At 44.4% G+C, this 15,653-nt stretch carries 20 protein-coding genes; 8 read left to right on the plus strand and 12 right to left on the minus strand.

What is annotated here, in order from left to right; all coding sequences use genetic code 11:
* Positions 1 to 17 precede the first annotated feature (17 nt).
* The 9 genes from ptsN to LQZ07_RS04920 are packed head-to-tail and all read right to left on the minus strand — an operon-like array spanning position 18 to position 6,645.
* A complete protein-coding gene (ptsN, locus tag LQZ07_RS04880) occupies positions 18 to 461 on the minus strand; it encodes a PTS IIA-like nitrogen regulatory protein PtsN (RefSeq protein ID WP_016400741.1) in 444 nt (147 codons plus the stop codon).
* A gap of 8 nt (positions 462 to 469) precedes the next feature.
* A complete protein-coding gene (gene hpf, locus LQZ07_RS04885; protein ID WP_016400742.1) occupies positions 470 to 757 on the minus strand; it encodes a ribosome hibernation promoting factor in 288 nt (95 codons plus the stop codon).
* 24 nt (positions 758 to 781) lie between these two features.
* Positions 782 to 2,284, minus strand: coding sequence for an RNA polymerase factor sigma-54 (locus LQZ07_RS04890; RefSeq protein ID WP_152780637.1), 1,503 nt, complete (start codon positions 2,282 to 2,284; stop codon positions 782 to 784).
* Positions 2,285 to 2,336: 52 nt separating this feature from the next.
* A complete protein-coding gene (gene lptB / locus LQZ07_RS04895) occupies positions 2,337 to 3,062 on the minus strand; it encodes an LPS export ABC transporter ATP-binding protein (protein ID WP_016400744.1) in 726 nt (241 codons plus the stop codon).
* Positions 3,062 to 3,541: a lipopolysaccharide transport periplasmic protein LptA gene (lptA, locus tag LQZ07_RS04900; protein ID WP_016400745.1), complete on the minus strand. Its 480-nt coding sequence runs from the start codon at positions 3,539 to 3,541 to the stop codon at positions 3,062 to 3,064. Before lptA ends, lptB begins: the two co-directional genes overlap by 1 nt.
* Positions 3,542 to 3,566: 25 nt before the next feature.
* Positions 3,567 to 4,124: an LPS export ABC transporter periplasmic protein LptC gene (gene lptC, locus LQZ07_RS04905; protein ID WP_152780635.1), complete on the minus strand. Its 558-nt coding sequence runs from the start codon at positions 4,122 to 4,124 to the stop codon at positions 3,567 to 3,569.
* A complete protein-coding gene (gene kdsC / locus LQZ07_RS04910; protein ID WP_249483536.1) occupies positions 4,121 to 4,672 on the minus strand; it encodes a 3-deoxy-manno-octulosonate-8-phosphatase KdsC in 552 nt (183 codons plus the stop codon). The genes lptC and kdsC overlap by 4 nt, the downstream gene beginning before the upstream one ends.
* Positions 4,672 to 5,637 carry a KpsF/GutQ family sugar-phosphate isomerase gene (locus tag LQZ07_RS04915; protein WP_249483538.1) on the minus strand — a complete coding sequence of 322 codons (966 nt, stop codon included), beginning with the start codon at positions 5,635 to 5,637 and terminating at the stop codon, positions 4,672 to 4,674. Before LQZ07_RS04915 ends, kdsC begins: the two co-directional genes overlap by 1 nt.
* Positions 5,638 to 5,676: 39 nt before the next feature.
* The gene (locus tag LQZ07_RS04920; protein ID WP_152780633.1) at positions 5,677 to 6,645 is read right to left on the minus strand and encodes a calcium/sodium antiporter; all 969 of its coding nucleotides are present in this window, start codon (positions 6,643 to 6,645) and stop codon (positions 5,677 to 5,679) included.
* Between the two features lie 147 nt (positions 6,646 to 6,792).
* Between LQZ07_RS04920 and LQZ07_RS04925 the strand changes: the two genes are divergently transcribed.
* Genes LQZ07_RS04925 through murA form a run of 7 tightly spaced genes read left to right on the plus strand, consistent with a single transcriptional unit; the run spans position 6,793 to position 11,324 of the window.
* Positions 6,793 to 7,593, plus strand: a complete 801-nt coding sequence (locus LQZ07_RS04925; RefSeq protein ID WP_249483540.1) for an ATP-binding cassette domain-containing protein — start codon at positions 6,793 to 6,795, stop codon at positions 7,591 to 7,593.
* Complete coding sequence (gene mlaE, locus LQZ07_RS04930; protein ID WP_016400751.1) at positions 7,590 to 8,366, plus strand: lipid asymmetry maintenance ABC transporter permease subunit MlaE; 777 nt, start codon at positions 7,590 to 7,592, stop codon at positions 8,364 to 8,366. Before LQZ07_RS04925 ends, mlaE begins: the two co-directional genes overlap by 4 nt.
* 14 nt (positions 8,367 to 8,380) lie before the next feature.
* Positions 8,381 to 8,848, plus strand: coding sequence for an outer membrane lipid asymmetry maintenance protein MlaD (gene mlaD, locus LQZ07_RS04935; protein ID WP_016400752.1), 468 nt, complete (start codon positions 8,381 to 8,383; stop codon positions 8,846 to 8,848).
* Position 8,849: 1 nt separating this feature from the next.
* Positions 8,850 to 9,491 carry a phospholipid-binding protein MlaC gene (locus LQZ07_RS04940; RefSeq protein ID WP_152780631.1) on the plus strand — a complete coding sequence of 214 codons (642 nt, stop codon included), beginning with the start codon at positions 8,850 to 8,852 and terminating at the stop codon, positions 9,489 to 9,491.
* Entirely contained in the window at positions 9,488 to 9,766 is a 279-nt protein-coding gene (locus tag LQZ07_RS04945) for a lipid asymmetry maintenance protein MlaB (protein WP_152780629.1), read from the plus strand. Before LQZ07_RS04940 ends, LQZ07_RS04945 begins: the two co-directional genes overlap by 4 nt.
* 22 nt (positions 9,767 to 9,788) lie before the next feature.
* Positions 9,789 to 10,043, plus strand: a complete 255-nt coding sequence (locus LQZ07_RS04950; RefSeq protein ID WP_016400755.1) for a BolA family protein — start codon at positions 9,789 to 9,791, stop codon at positions 10,041 to 10,043.
* Between the two features lie 15 nt (positions 10,044 to 10,058).
* Positions 10,059 to 11,324, plus strand: coding sequence for a UDP-N-acetylglucosamine 1-carboxyvinyltransferase (gene murA / locus LQZ07_RS04955; RefSeq protein WP_249483542.1), 1,266 nt, complete (start codon positions 10,059 to 10,061; stop codon positions 11,322 to 11,324).
* Here murA and degS read toward each other — a convergent pair.
* The 3 genes from degS to LQZ07_RS04970 all read right to left on the minus strand — a co-directional run bounded on the left by degS (position 11,308) and on the right by LQZ07_RS04970 (position 14,351).
* Complete coding sequence (gene degS / locus LQZ07_RS04960; RefSeq protein WP_016400757.1) at positions 11,308 to 12,402, minus strand: outer membrane-stress sensor serine endopeptidase DegS; 1,095 nt, start codon at positions 12,400 to 12,402, stop codon at positions 11,308 to 11,310. The genes murA and degS overlap by 17 nt on opposite strands.
* A 97-nt stretch (positions 12,403 to 12,499) precedes the next feature.
* Positions 12,500 to 13,867 (minus strand): Do family serine endopeptidase, encoded by a 1,368-nt coding sequence (locus LQZ07_RS04965; RefSeq protein ID WP_152780626.1) that lies wholly within the window; start codon positions 13,865 to 13,867, stop codon positions 12,500 to 12,502.
* Between the two features lie 79 nt (positions 13,868 to 13,946).
* Entirely contained in the window at positions 13,947 to 14,351 is a 405-nt protein-coding gene (locus LQZ07_RS04970; protein WP_152780623.1) for a YhcB family protein, read from the minus strand.
* A 107-nt stretch (positions 14,352 to 14,458) separates the two neighbouring features.
* Here LQZ07_RS04970 and zapE point away from each other — a divergent pair, with 107 nt between their 5' ends.
* Entirely contained in the window at positions 14,459 to 15,574 is a 1,116-nt protein-coding gene (gene zapE / locus LQZ07_RS04975; protein WP_152780621.1) for a cell division protein ZapE, read from the plus strand.
* Positions 15,575 to 15,653 lie beyond the last annotated feature (79 nt).

A 15,653-nucleotide genomic window follows, 5' to 3' on the forward strand; every position in this document is an offset into this window, starting at 1 on the left:
TAAGGCTGATTAGAGTATTAGGCTACCATGATGTCGTACAATTCGTCATCACTTTGTGCACAACGAAGTTGTTTACATATTTGTTTATCGTTAAGTTTTTCAGCTACTTGAGCAAGAGTATTAAGATGTTGCTTACATTGGTCTTCGGGTACTAGTAATGCAAATACCAAGTCTACCGGCTTGTTATCTATAGCATCGAAGGAAATAGGGGGATCGCAACGCAAGAAAACCGCTGTGGCTTGATGCTGATTGTCGATACGGCCATGAGGAATAGCAATACCTTGGCCAATACCTGTGCTACCCATTTTTTCTCGATTTAACAAGCTTTCAAAAATGCATTGGGTAGTGGTATCAAGCTGTTTGGCAGCCAGTTCGCTTACTATTTCTAGGGCGCGTTTTTTTGAAGAGCATTGAACTGCACTTTGGGTGCAGTCCAAGCTAAGTACTTTATTTAGTTGCATGGGGGTGGCTAACGTTTGTTAAGTTTTTCTTTATGTTTGATGACTTGGCGATCAAGTTTATCAATCAGGCTGTCGATGGCGGCATACATGTCAGAATGCTCAGAGGTTGCAAATACTTCGCCGCCGTTTAAATGTAATGTGGCTTCAGCAATTTGGTTCAGTTTTTCTACGTTGAGGATGACGTGAACGTTGTTGATCTGATCGAATCGTCGGGTGAGTTTGGCAAACTTGGTGTGGACATATTCTTTCAAAGATTCAGTTATTTCTACGTGGTGTCCAGTAAGGTTAATTTGCATAGATATCTTCCCCTTTTAGTGGCCTTAGATAAGGCTCTTACGTTGGTTAGAAGGTGGAATTGCTAAAGACTCACGATATTTAGCAATCGTACGTCTTGCCACCTTGATCCCCTGATCTGCCAAAATATCAGCAATTTTGCTGTCGCTGAGTGGTTTACTGGTATTTTCGGCAGCTACCAGTTTCTTGATTAATGCACGAATAGCGGTTGATGAGCATTCACCCCCACCATCGGTAGCCACATGGCTAGAAAAGAAATATTTAAGCTCGAAGATGCCGCGAGGTGTATGCATGAATTTTTGGGTGGTTACCCGGGAAATAGTGGATTCATGCATTTCTACAGCTTCTGCAACATCGTTCAGTACCATTGGCTTCATGGCTTCTTCGCCATATTCAAAAAACGCCTGTTGATGATGAACAATGCAGTTGGATACTTTTAATAGGGTTTCGTTGCGGCTCTCGATACTTTTAATAAACCACTTGGCTTCTTGTAAGTGGCTACGAATAAACTGGGTATCGTTAGCATTGGTAGAGGTTTTACTTAATGAGGCGTAGTGCGAGTTAACACGTAACTTAGGCATTGCATCTGGGTTGAGTTCTACAACCCAGCGGCCTTGGCGTTTTACAACCGATACATCGGGGATAACATACTGGGCTTGATTAGGCTCTACCGCGTTACCAGGTCGTGGCTCAAGCGTATGAATCAAACGCATGACTTCGCGTAACTGGTCTTCTTTAAGTTTGGTTTTGCGGGCCAATAGACGAAAATCGCGATTAGCCAATACATCAATATGATTTGAAACTACATTTTTGGCTTCATTTAGCCAAGGTGTGTCTTCGGCAAAACGGCTTAATTGGATTAGTAAACATTCTTGCAGCGAGCGCGCTGCTATACCAACTGGGTCGAAATGTTGGATGCGTTTAAGTACTGCTTCTACTTCATCTAGCTCTACATCTAAGTCATTGTTATCGCTTGAACGTAAGCCTTCTAATAGCTGCTCACAGTCTTGGGTGAGGTAGCCCGATTCATCTACTGCATCAATAATGGCTAAAGCAATAGCTTGGTCTACTTCACTAAATGGAGTGAGTTGCATTTGCCACAATAAGTGGTCTTGTAAAGAGTCGACAGTTTCGCCCTGAAACAACATATCGTTGTCATCGCTCACGGCGCTGCCAGATGAGCTGGCTGGAGCAGAACTGGCGCTGTAGATATCGTCCCAAGTAGAGTCAACAGGAAGGTCGTCGGAAACAGTTTCTTGATTAATGGCATCGCCTGCTTCAATTTGACTGTTGTCTATGTCCGCAGTGGATTCGGCCTCGGTAGACTTCTCATTGGCAGATTTAGCGTCGGTTGCGTCACTATCACTGGCGTGAGACTCATCCGCCTCAAGCAGAGGGTTACTTTCCAGAGCCTCTTGAATCTCTTGCTGTAAATCCAGTGTTGAAAGCTGGAGTAAGCGAATGGCCTGTTGTAACTGGGGGGTCATGGTTAACTGCTGACCAAGACGCAACTGCAAAGATGCTTTCATTAACTACCGCTGTTCCTTCTTCTTATTGTCTTTTTTTAAACTTGCACTTTAACTATAGCTTGAATTGTTCCCCGAGATAAACTCGTTTCACATGTTCGTTTTCGAGAATTTCTTCTGGCTTTCCTGAGGCTATCAATTCGCCTTGGCTAACGATATAGGCATGCTCACAAACATCGAGAGTTTCTCGAACATTGTGGTCGGTAATTAGTACACCTAGACCGCGATCACGTAGGTGCTCAATGATCTTTTTAATATCGATAACAGAAATAGGATCTACCCCTGCGAAGGGTTCGTCAAGCAAAATAAACTTAGGTGCGGCGGCTAGCGCTCGAGCAATCTCAACTCTTCGACGTTCACCACCCGACAAGCTCATGCCTAGGTTTTTGCGAATGTGGCCAATGTGAAACTCTTCAAGAAGGTCGTCTAATGCACCAATTTGTTGCTCTTTATCGAGGTCTTTTCGGGTCTCTAATACGGCAAGAATGTTCTTCTCCACAGATAAGCGGCGAAAGATAGACGCTTCTTGCGGAAGGTAGCCAATGCCTTTGCGTGCGCGGGTATGCATCGCTGTACTCGAAATATCGTCATCATCGATGAGGATGCGGCCTTGGTCACGAGGCACCAAACCCACCACCATGTAAAAAGTGGTTGTTTTGCCAGCACCGTTTGGACCTAACAAGCCAACAATTTTACCTGTTTCCACATTTAGACTTACGTTTTTAACTACCTTACGGCCCTTGTAGGCTTTAGCTAGGTTTTCAGCAATTAGGGTACTCATTATTGCTGGTCTTCCTTGGGCGTTAGTTCGTCAAGCTGCTGAGGCAGGAAAATAGTGGTTACACGGCTGTTTTCGTCGCCTTGTGCCACCATTTCTTGTTTATTGATGCTGTATTTGATCATTTTACCTTTTACCAAGCTCTCTTCTTGTTTGAGCTGAGCATTGGTAGTGAGTGTTAGCGTTTGGGTTTTTAGGTCGTAACGCACTTCGTTAGCCTCAGCTTCAATTGGCTTGCCGCTATCAAGTAATTGATAAAACGTTGCTGGTTCGCCTTTAGCGATCATTACTTCGCTGCCTTTTTCCTCGCTACCAATAACACTGAGTTCTTCGGCGTGCATTTTAATCGAGCCTTGAGTCACCACAACATTATTGTAAAAGGTAACTCGGTTTTCTTTGATATTGACCTGCTGGCGGTCAGCATCAACAATAATTTGTTTGTTGAAGTCGTCTTCTAGTGCTTGTGAACCCCAAGAAAGCATAAACAAGCTAGCTGCAAGTGCTAACTTACTCTTGTGGGTTGTGGTAAACCGCTTCGATATCATCTAATAAAGTCACTATTTCGTTGGCTAAATCACCGTCCATGCCAACGCCATACAGTTCGTATGAAGGGCCATAAACGGTAACAGGTTGATCGCTGCTCATGGTTTCTGTTTGCAGGTCGATCTCCAATTTTTCGGTTATTAAGTCGCGAACATACTCGCCACGGCTTAAATTTTTAATTACTACATTGTCATTTAAAATGACGTTTTGCTGCTGCTGTACTGTAGCGTGATCGGCCACAATTTGCCATACAGGTTGGCTTGGATCTGGGTACACTAAGATCTTTGGTTGAGCAAAAGTTGTGTGCTTAAGTTGTTCAAAAAACTCCATTTCCTCAGCGTAGATCCGATAGCGCGGGCTGCCGTCTTCGCCAAAACTCACGCTGTAGAGCTTTTCGGCAACAAAGTTTGGTTTGCTGGCTTCGCGTTTAGCACTTAGCTGCTGAGTTTCCGAAGGACTCAGCTGCCACAGCACCAAGGCTAAGATGAATAAGCTCGCAAAGAACCAGGTTGGGCGATTCATACACTCATACCTTGAGCATTATCAAGCTCGCCTTTTGCTTGCAGTATTAGATCGCAAAGCTCTCGAACCGCACCAAAACCGCCACGGGTTTGGGTGATAAAGTTGGCACTTTGTTTACACAAGGGATGAGCATCTTGCACGGCTACACCTAAACCACAGGCGCGCATTACGGGGGTGTCGACCACATCATCGCCAATATAGGCTACGTTTTCAGAAGCTAATGACAATTGTTCAAGCATTTGCTGGTAAGCGACGAGTTTGTCTTGTTGGCCTTGGTAGATACGAGTAATTCCTAAAGCCTGCATACGCTGTTGCACAATATTAGATTGGCGGCCGGTGATGATAGCGACTTCGACGCCGATATTCAGTAGCGCTTTAATGCCAAATCCGTCGTGGGTATGAAAGGCTTTAAGTTCTTCTCCGTCATTGCCCATATAAATGCGACCGTCTGAGAAAACCCCGTCTACATCGCAAACTAAAAGTTTAATTTTTGCTGCCGCGTCAAAATTGCTTTGGCTTACCGCGCCATAGGGCGTGTTAATTGTCACTAGTAAACTCCAGCTTGTAATAAGGTATGCATATTAAATGCACCCACAACGGCTTTATTGTTCAGCACAAACAAACCGTTAATAGACTTGGTTTTCATCAATTTTAAGGCATCAAAAGCTAGCCAATTGTTGTCAATTACTTTGGGGTTTTGCGTCATCACTTGGCCAATTTGGGTATCGTGAATGTCGATGCGCTGATCAAGGATACGTCGTAAGTCGCCATCGGTAAAAATGCCGGCCAGCTGCTGCTTGGAATCAAGTACTCCCACCATGCCTAAACCTTTGGCGGTGATTTCGAATAGCGCTTCGCGAATAGTTTGTTCGACTGTTACTAGCGGAATTTGTTCCCCAGTTAGCATTAAGTCGCTCACACTGAGTAGCAGTTTTTTGCCTAAGGTTCCGCCTGGGTGGGACAGGGCAAAGTCGTCGGCTGTAAAGCCACGAGCTTCTAATAAAGCAACTGCTAGAGCATCGCCCATTACCAAGGTGGCAGTAGAGCTTGCTGTTGGTGCTAGCCCTAAGGGGCACGCTTCACGTGGCACTGAGATGCATAAGTGATAGTTGGCCTGCTTTGCCATGGATGAGTTGGGGTTACTAGTCATGGCAATAGAGCGCACACCAATGCGGTTAAACACCGGGTAAAGAGACAATATTTCCTCAGATTCGCCTGAGTTAGACAAGGCTAATACGATATCGTCGGCGGCGATCATGCCTAAGTCACCGTGGCAGGCTTCGCCAGGATGGACAAAAAAAGCGGGTGTGCCAGTAGATGCTAAGGTGGCAGCAATTTTGTTAGCAATATGACCTGATTTACCCATGCCTGTGAGGATAACTTTACCCTTACAGGCCAGTATCATTTCGCAGGCAGCCGCAAATTCTTGGTCGATATATTGGTGAAGGTTATCAATACCTAAGCTTTCAATTTCTAGTACTCGCTTAGCAACAGCGATGTAATCAAATGACACTCACTTCCCCTTAGTTTTAAAATTAGTGACAACAGCGGCTTATGCTAAGAATAATAGCATTTGGTAGCCTATGAAGCCGCTTAACAATAAGCCGCCTTCCCATCGAGATATCTTACGGCTTTTACCAAAACCCATGGCCATTACAAACAGCACCACGGTAACACCTATCATCACATAAAAATCGCGGCCCGCAGCGTTGGCGTCGATAGGACCTGGCGCCAACATGGCTGGTACCGCCAATACAGCCAAAATATTGAAAAGGTTAGAACCAATAATGTTGCCTAAAACTAAATCGTCTTCTTTTTTTATCACGCCAGCGATACAAGCAGCTAGCTCTGGCAAACTGGTACCGATGGCAATAATGGTTAAGCCGATAACGAGGTCACTCATACCAAAGTAGCGGGCAATTTCGGAGGCCGAGCCCACTAATAAGTCAGCGCTAAGAGGTAGCACCACCATACCTACAGCTAACCAAAACAATGCTTTACCAGTTGGTACGTCATTGGGCACTTCCGATTCTGCTTCCTCAACCATTGGGTCTACGGTGTTGCTACTACGTTGGCGTAGGGAGTTAACGATTAAGTAGGCCATAAGCGCTATAAATAAGGTAAGTAGAACAACCCCTTCAAGGTAACCCAGTTGTTGGTCGTGTAATACCCAGCCTGCTACTGCGGTAGCACCTAACACCATCGGTAATTCTCTAAACAGAATAGAAGAAGATACCAGTAAGGGTTTGAGCAGCGCAGTTATACCTAGAACCAAGGTAATGTTGGTAATATTGGAGCCAATGACATTACCCACCGCGGTATTCATTTTGCCTTCTAAAGATGCGGTGGCAGAAACCATAATTTCGGGCGCCGACGAGCCTAAGGCCACAATGGTTAAGCCAATAATCATTGGTGATAAACCAAAATTATTGGCGATAGCAGCCGCACCAAAAACAAAACGGTCGGCACTCCATACCAATAATGCTAAGCCAACAATTAACAATAAACATTCAACTAGCATGCAAGTCCTTAAATTAAAAAATATCCGCGATGCAAAAAAATCGAGGCATTGTCGGCATTTTCCCGGTAAAAGGGAAGAGTTTAGCCTTGAGTGTAAGCAATTATCTCAATAATATGTCTGCCTTGGCCAATCAAGATTGCTCACGGAGTGGCAGATAGTTTGATTGAAGTAAAACAACTGGCGTTTCAGCGCGGTGATAAAGTCATTTTTGATGGCTTAGACCTACATATCCCAACCGGCAAAGTGACAGCCATTATGGGCCCTAGTGGAATTGGTAAAACTACACTACTTAAATTAATCGGTGGTCAGCTAAAGCCGACTGCTGGCCAAGTGCTGATTGATGGCCAAGATGTTCATCAACTAAAGCGCAGTGATTTGTTCAAGTTGCGTAAACGTATTGGCATGTTGTTTCAAAGTGGCGCTTTATTTAGCGACCTTAACGTTTTTGAAAATGTTGCTTTTCCACTGCGTGAACATACCAAGCTACCCGAGCCGGTGCTGCGTAACTTAGTGTTGATGAAATTGCAGGCGGTAGGCCTACGCGGAACAGCCGAGTTAATGCCTGGCGATTTATCTGGTGGTATGGCGCGTCGTGTGGCGCTAGCTCGTGCGATTGCTTTAGAGCCAGAAATTATTCTTTATGATGAACCCTTTGTTGGTCAAGACCCTATCTCGATGGGCGTACTGATTAAACTTATTCAAGGTTTGAATCAAAGTTTGCAACTCACATCAGTCATCGTTTCTCACGACGTGAATGAGGTGCTAAGCATTGCTGATTATGTCTTTGTTATTGATGGCCACAGTGTTCTAGCACAAGGGACGGTTGAAGAGATTGCTAATAACCCTGACCCTCGATTAGCCCAATTCCTGCAAGGTCAAGCTGATGGACCCGCAGCATTTCACTATCCTGCTGAAGACTACGCGCAAGCATTAAAGGCGAGTTTATGATTGATGCTATTGCAGCCTTAGGCCGCAACACCTTATTACGTATTGGAGCGTTAGGCCGTGCCAGCTTAATGCTTTGGCATGCTCTACTATGTTTACCAAGCAAACAATTACTTAAAGATACTATCCGCCAGATTTACGTAGTAGGTGTGCAGTCTTTGCCTATTATTGTGGTTTCCGGTCTGTTTATTGGCATGGTACTCGCTCTACAGGGCTACCACATTTTGGTAGATTTTGGCGCTGAGACCAGCCTTGGCCCTATGGTGGCGTTATCGCTGTTACGCGAGCTTGGTCCAGTGGTTACAGCATTGTTGTTTGCAGGCAGAGCGGGCTCAGCGTTAACAGCCGAAATAGGTTTGATGAAAACCACCGAACAACTCTCTAGCATGGAAATGATGGCCGTTGATCCACTTAAACGGGTGATCGCTCCACGTTTATGGGCTGGTTTTATTGCGATGCCCTTGCTTACTTTAATGTTCAATCTAGTAGGTATATGGGGCGGATTTTTAGTTGGAGTTGAGTGGCTTGGTGTGGATAACGGCAGCTTTTGGTCAATTACCGCAGCTTCAATAGAATTTGGTCAAGACATTGGCAACGGCATTATTAAAAGCGCGGTATTTGCTATAACAGTAGTTTGGGTGGCGTTATTTAATGGCTACGATGCGATGCCAAGCGCTCAGGGAATTAGCCAAGCGACTACACGCAGCGTAGTGCACGCCTCTTTGTTGGTTTTAGCCTTGGATTTTGTACTAACCGCCTTGATGTTTGGCAGCTAGGTTTAGGGAATAACATGAAAGTAAATAAATTAGAATTGTCGGTTGGTTTGTTTGTACTGCTAGGCATTGCAGCCTTACTGATCTTGTCACTAAAAATAGCTGATAGCCAATTAGGTAAAAACACCGATACCTACACCCTGTATGCTAAGTTTGACAATATCGGCGGGCTAAAAGCACGCTCGCCAGTGAAAGTTGGCGGAGTGGTGGTTGGTCGTGTAGAGAAGATTCACCTTGATACCGAGGATTACATGCCAAAAGTCACCTTAAGCATGTATCGTCAATATGGTTTTTACCCCGAGACCAGTTCATTATCCATTCTTACAGCCGGCCTGTTAGGCGAACAGTATATTGGTCTGACACCGGGTTTTGTGTTGGATGACATTGAAGAGCTGAATGACGGTGATGTGATCGAAGACACCAAATCAGCGTTAGTACTTGAAGAACTAATTGGGCAATTCCTGTTTTCTATAACGGAGAAATAGCATGTTTATAAGACGCTTGATGTTGGTAGTAACACTGCTGTTTAGTGTTAATGCTTTAGCTGAACAAGTAAACGAAAACCCCTATCGTTTGATGATCTATGTGGCAGAGCAAACCTTTAGTCGCTTGGCTGAAGTCGATCGAGACGCCGCGGATTCAGCTCAGCAAATTGAAGATATTGTGCGCGAACAGTTAATGCCGCACATCGACTACCGCTACGCCTCTTTTGTCGTGTTAGGTAAGCAAATTAAAAAAACGACTAAGCCGCAACGGGTAGAGTTTACCGCCGCTTTTAAAGAATATTTGGTAAGCACTTACACTCAAGCTTTGGGTCAATACAAGCAGCAACAAGTAAATATTGAGCCAGAACGCTCTGTAGAAGGGAAATCTAAAGTTGGCGTTAAAGCGCAATTTGTTGATGGTGAACGTCCACCGATCAAGTTGGAGTTTAAATTCCGTAAGCTTAAGAACAAAACACCTGACAGCCCCGACCGTTGGCTGGCCTACGATCTCATCGCAGAGGGTGTTAGTTTACTTTCAACAAAACAATCTGAGATGGATAGCCTGATTCGCGCCAATGGTATTGATGGGGTTATTAAGCTGCTACAAGACAAAAACTTTGCGGCTAATGAGTCTAAATCATGAAGGCAGAATTGAGCGTTGAGCAGCAGTGTTTATCGCTTAGCGGAGATTGGGATAGCCAACAAGTTGCACTTAAGTGGAACGAATTGCTGACTTGCCAAGCTCAAGAATTAGATCTTGCCAAGCTCAAGCGGATTGACTCTGCAGGAATAGCCGCTATTATCACCGCCTTAAAACCGGAACCCAGTAAGCGCTTATTAATTAAGCACTGTCCTGAACAAGCCAAGCTGTTATTTAAACTTTATGAGTTAGACAGCTTGCTGCACTTTGAAGATTAACGCACTTAACGCGGAGCGAATTATGCAACCAGAACAAATCGAAGAAATTTTATCGCAAGCGCTTGAGTTAGAGCATGTGCAAGTTAGTGGTGAAGGTAATCACTTTCAAGTTGTTGCTGTTGGTGCAATGTTTACGGATTTATCGCGAGTTAAAAAACAACAAGCGGTTTATGCACCACTGAAAGAGTACATTGCGAGTAATGAAATTCACGCTTTAGGAATAAAAGCGTTCACTCCTGATGAATGGCAAAAGCAACAGAAGTTTGGCCAATTGTAGTCTTTAGGAGTTTTAGTGGATAAGTTTAGAATTGAAGGTGGCTGCCGCCTAGAGGGTGAAGTGGCTATCTCGGGCGCAAAAAACGCGGCTCTGCCAATCCTTTTTGCAACCTTATTATGTGAAGAGCAAGTTACTCTACACAATGTTCCTCAGCTAAGAGACATTGGCACTACTTGTAAGATGCTTGAGCATCTTGGGCGCGAAGTAGAAGTTAAGGGCGAAACCGTTATTGTTAAAGCGGGCAAAGCCAATGATTTTGTTGCTCCTTATGAATTAGTTAAAACCATGCGCGCTTCTATTATGGCTTTAGGGCCATTAGTGGCGCGTTATGGTGAAGCCGATGTATCGCTACCCGGTGGTTGTGCTATTGGTGCGCGCCCAGTTAATTTACATATTCATGGCTTAGAGCTTATGCAAGCTAACATGAGTGTGGAAGATGGTTATGTAAAAGCTCGCGTAGATGGCCGTTTAAAAGGTGCTCGCATCTTTATGGACATGGTGAGTGTAACCGGTACTGAAAACTTAATGATGGCTGCTGCGCTGGCTGAGGGCGAAACCATTATCGAAAACGCCGCTCGCGAACCTGAAGTCGTTGACCTAGCCGATTTCTTGAATACCTTAGGTGCCAACATTAAAGGTGCTGGTAGCGACACCATTGTAATTAATGGCGTAGAGAGCTTACACAGTGGCGAATACAGTGTTTTACCCGACCGAATAGAAACTGGTACTTACTTGGTAGGTGCTGCGGTAACTGGTGGTAAAGTGCGTTGTACTCATACCGATCCAGGTTTAATGGAATCGGTGCTTTCTAAGTTGGAAGAAGCGGGCGCTAAGGTTACTAGTGGTAAAGACTGGATTGAAGTTGATATGCAAGGCTGTCAGCTTAAAGCCGTAAACGTGAAAACAGCACCTCATCCAGCATTCCCTACCGATATGCAAGCACAGTTTACCGTGTTAAACATTGTTGCTGAAGGTACCGGACATGTGACGGAGACTATCTTCGAAAACCGCTTTATGCACGTGCCAGAGTTAATGCGTATGGGGGCGGAGATTGAGTTAGAAGGCAATACCGCTATTTGTAAGCATTCTGAGCACTTAACTGGCGCGCAGGTAATGGCGACCGATTTACGTGCGTCTGCTAGCTTAGTGATTGCGGCATTAGTGGCTGAAGGCGAAACCGTAGTCGACCGGATTTACCATATTGACCGCGGTTACCAAAACATCGAAACCAAGTTTGCCAACCTAGGCGCAAAAATTACTCGTTTTAACGACCGCTCGTAGGTCGAGTAGGCAGTTTTAACTCAGTAATTTTAACGGGGAGCTCAAGTAGTTCCCCGTTTCTATATAGGCGAACCATAATCTCTGAGCCTGGGCGCGTTTCCGCCACAATATCCATGGCCTGTTTGATTGACTCAATATCTGTCCCAGCAATGCTCACCAATATGTCATTTGCTTGAATACCTGCTTCACCAGCTGGACCACTAGGGTCGAGCCCACTCACAATTACCCCACGGGTTTCATTAAGCTTTAAGCGAGAGGCTAGTAAAGGCGTAATTTTTTGCCCGTCTAAGCCTAGATAACCACGTACAATGGTGCCGTCTTTAATTAGCCCCTGCATGATTTTTTTGGCTAATACATAGGGAATAGCAAAACTAATCCCGTAAGTATCAGCTGCATCGTTTAAGTGATAGGCAGAGGTATTAATTCCCACTAACTCACCACGTGTATTCACCAAAGCGCCACCAGAATTACCACGGTTAATCGCTGCATCGGTTTGTAAAAAGTCTTGGCGGCCGGTTGAACTCATACCGCTGCGTCCAGCAGCACTAATAATGCCTTGGGTAATGGTTTGGCCTACGTTATAGGGGTTACCAATTGCCAACACTACATCACCAACCTGTGTCGCCAATTGGTCGTTTTGCGGAATAACAGGCAGATCTGGAGAGGCTTCAATTTTTAATACCGCGAGGTCGGTGATCATGTCGCCACCCACTAAATCGGCGTTAAATACCCGGCCATCTTGTAAGGCGATGACAATTTGATCGGAATTGGCAATAACGTGAAGGTTGGTTAACACAAAACCTTGTTTAGACATAATAACGCCAGAGCCTAAACCTTGAGACTCGAGTTGAGTGTCTACATTCACATAAGATTGTAAGAAGCTGCGGGTATAGATATTTACCACTGCGGGCGCCGCACGTCTAGACGCTTGTGCGTAGCTAACTAGCGGTGTATCGGTATAGTCATCGAGCAGTTGCTTACTGTTTTCACGAAATTCCGGAAACGCAAACAAAATGCCCAGTGCTATTGCTAATCCAAAAAAAGCGGGCTTGAGTAAATACTTGATTATAGCTAACAATTGTTCTTCTCCAGCTAGATTCTCAGCATAGCACGCAGATTCTGGAGACAAAAGAAAAGGCGACTAATAAGTCGCCTTTATTGTTAATCATCTCAATCTATTGAATGATTCGGTAGAGGTTTTCATCACCGCGTTGAATATTTACAGCTAGCACCTTGGGCTCGGTTTCCAAGAGGGCACGCAAATCAGCGATACTCGTGATGCGAATTTTGTTGATGCCAATAATGATATCGCCTTCTTCTAGTCCGTTAGCAAAGGCTTTGGAGTTACGCGCAACTTTATTGACTCGCACGCCTGATATGTCGGCGTCTTTACCAGTAGAGCTCAAACTTGCGCCTTCAAGGGCAGGGTGCATTACTTTGGCATTAATGTTTTGCTCTTCTGCCTGCTGTAAGGTCACTTTAAAATCGATAGGTTTACCATCTCTGATTGCGCCAATTTTAATGGTTTTACCTGCGCCCATGGTGCCAATTTTGGCACGCAGTTCAGCAAAGCTTTTCACCTTCTTATCATCAACGGCAATGATGATGTCGCCTGGCTCAATGCCGGCTTTATCGGCCGCTGAACCCTGCATAACTTGGTTAACAAACGCGCCATGTTGCGAGTCGGTGCCAAAAGCCTTGGCTAAATCACTGTTAAGCTCGCCACCGGTTACACCCAGCACGCCTCGACGTACTTCACCAAACTCGATAATTTGATCCGCTAAGTTACGCACCATGTTACTTGGAATGGCGAAACCAATACCGATGTTGCCACCGTTAGGCGCAATAATTGCGGTGTTGATGCCAATAAGCTCACCGCGTAAGTTGATTAAGGCGCCACCTGAGTTACCACTATTAATCGCAGCATCGGTTTGAATGAAGTTTTCTAGGTTTTCAATGTTTAAACCACTTCGCCCCAATGCGCTCACTATGCCTGATGTGACGGTTTGGCCTAGGCCAAAAGGGTTACCAATGGCGACAGTAAAATCACCTACTCGAAGCTCATCAGAATCTGCCAGCTTAATATCAACTAGTTCATCGGCCTCTATTTGCAGTAATGCAATATCGGTATGACGATCACTACCCAATACTTCCGCTTCAAAGGTGCGGCCATCTTTGAGGGTGACAACAATTTCATCAGCTTCGTGAATCACATGGTAATTGGTGATTACGTAACCCTTTTTTGCATCAACTACTACACCAGAACCTAGACCTTGAAAGGGGCGCTCTTGTTCAGCGTTGCCTGGATTACCTTCTGGGCCGAAGAAGTACTTAAACAATTCTGGAAGTTGTTGTTGAGAAACCTTGGTGCCAGCAACTGAGATATTAACCACGGCGGGGGTGGCTTGTTCAAGTACTGGGGCTAAGCTGGGAAGTTCTTCGCCACCCACTGAGAAAGGTAGGGCAGCGTGAGTTTGGAAGGTATTGATGCCAAGAAACAGTGACAACAATACAATGACAAATTTCTTAGTGGAAACACTCATCTAAATACCTCAATAAACACATGTCATTATAAAAAAGCAGGATCTTAATGACCCTGCTTAGTTTAAAAAGTTCAATGATTTAGCTAGCTTTACGCTGAGCTTCGGTAAATAAACCAGATGGTTGATTAGAGTAATCTTTAGGTTGAGCTTCGTTTGATTCAACCGTTTCGTCTAGCTCTAATTTTTCTTGATAATCAGCAAATAGTTGCGGTTGAGCTACGTCTTCACTGATTAATGATTTTGACTGGCTGGCCATATGTTCGTATATGCCTTGGTATTGTTTGGCCATGTCTTCAAGTAGCTGAGCACTGGTTGCAAAGTGCTCTTGAACTTGCTCTTTATAACTGTCTAGCTCAGCTTTATTTTGTTCGAGTTCTTGCTTCATATTGGCATCGCTACCAACCGGCTTTGATGCTATACGACTAAGGAAGAAGCCAATAGCGACACCAATAAGAAGAAAAATCATACTGCTAATTGCGCTCATATTATTCCTTTGTTGGTCTTGATGAACTTTCAATATACTTGAGAATGCTTTCACATGGTACTATCAATTTTCGACTAATTTTAGCGGGTTCTGGGAATAGGGAAAGGATGACTCCACAGCAACAATACGAGCAAGATCTGCAAGCTCATGATTTTATAAAAGACAATGCCCAGGCATTTGCCGTTACTCAATTACAACGTGTATTTGATCAGTTGAACGAAAAGCCCGCTTCCGTTGCAGTTCCTTCATCTTTTTTTTCCAAGTTAAAAAGTCGATTTTCCAACGTAGATATATCCACTAAGTCACCTGTTCAAGGCCTTTATATGTGGGGAGGAGTTGGCCGAGGAAAAACCTACCTCATGGACACATTTTTTAACTGCTTACCCCAGCAACGTAAAATGCGAGTGCATTTCCACCGCTTTATGCAGCGGGTGCATCAAGAGTTAAAAAGCTTAACTGCTCAAACTAATCCCTTAGAGGTCGTGGCAGATCGTTTATATGAAGAAGCAGAAGTTATCTGCTTTGATGAGTTTTTTGTTTCAGACATTACCGATGCAATGATTTTGGGAACGCTATTCGAAGCTTTGTTTGAACGGGGAGTAACTCTTGTTGCTACCTCAAACATACCGCCTGAAGATTTGTACCGAAATGGTTTGCAGCGCCAACGCTTTGTGCCAACCATAAAGTTGATTCAACAAAATTGCCAAATTATCAATGTAGATGGCGGCAGTGATTATCGAATGCGCACCCTTAATGAGGCAGAGATTTATCATTACCCCTTAGATCAACAAGCGGAGCAAAACTTAGCCCAATACTTTTTGCAATTGTCTAACGAACCACGCCAAGCACTAGGTCAGATTGAAATTAATCAGCGGATGATTAATTTTGTGAATGAAGCCGATAGTGTGTTGCATGTTGAATTTAGTGAGTTATGTGAAGGGGCGAGGAGCCAGTTAGATTATATTGAACTGGCAAGGCTTTATCACACAGTACTGTTGTCGGGTGTAGTGGCAATGGGCGCTAAAAATGATGATGCCGCTCGACGCTTTATTGCTTTAATTGATGAGTTTTATGAGCGAAACGTTACTTTAATTATTGCTGCTGAAGTGCCCTTAGAAAAACTCTATCAAGGTGGGCGGTTGAGTTTTGAATTTGAACGTTGTTTATCTCGCTTACAAGAAATGCAGTCTCATGAATACTTGGAAAGAGAGCACTTACCTTAAATAATCTTAATTAGGGGTGGTTTTTTTTTTGTACTTCCCCTATAGTCTTGCCACCCCACGTTACATGTCACCGATTTGG

It is taken from the genome of Agarivorans sp. B2Z047, assembly GCF_023373605.1.
Lineage (GTDB): Bacteria > Pseudomonadota > Gammaproteobacteria > Enterobacterales > Celerinatantimonadaceae > Agarivorans > Agarivorans albus.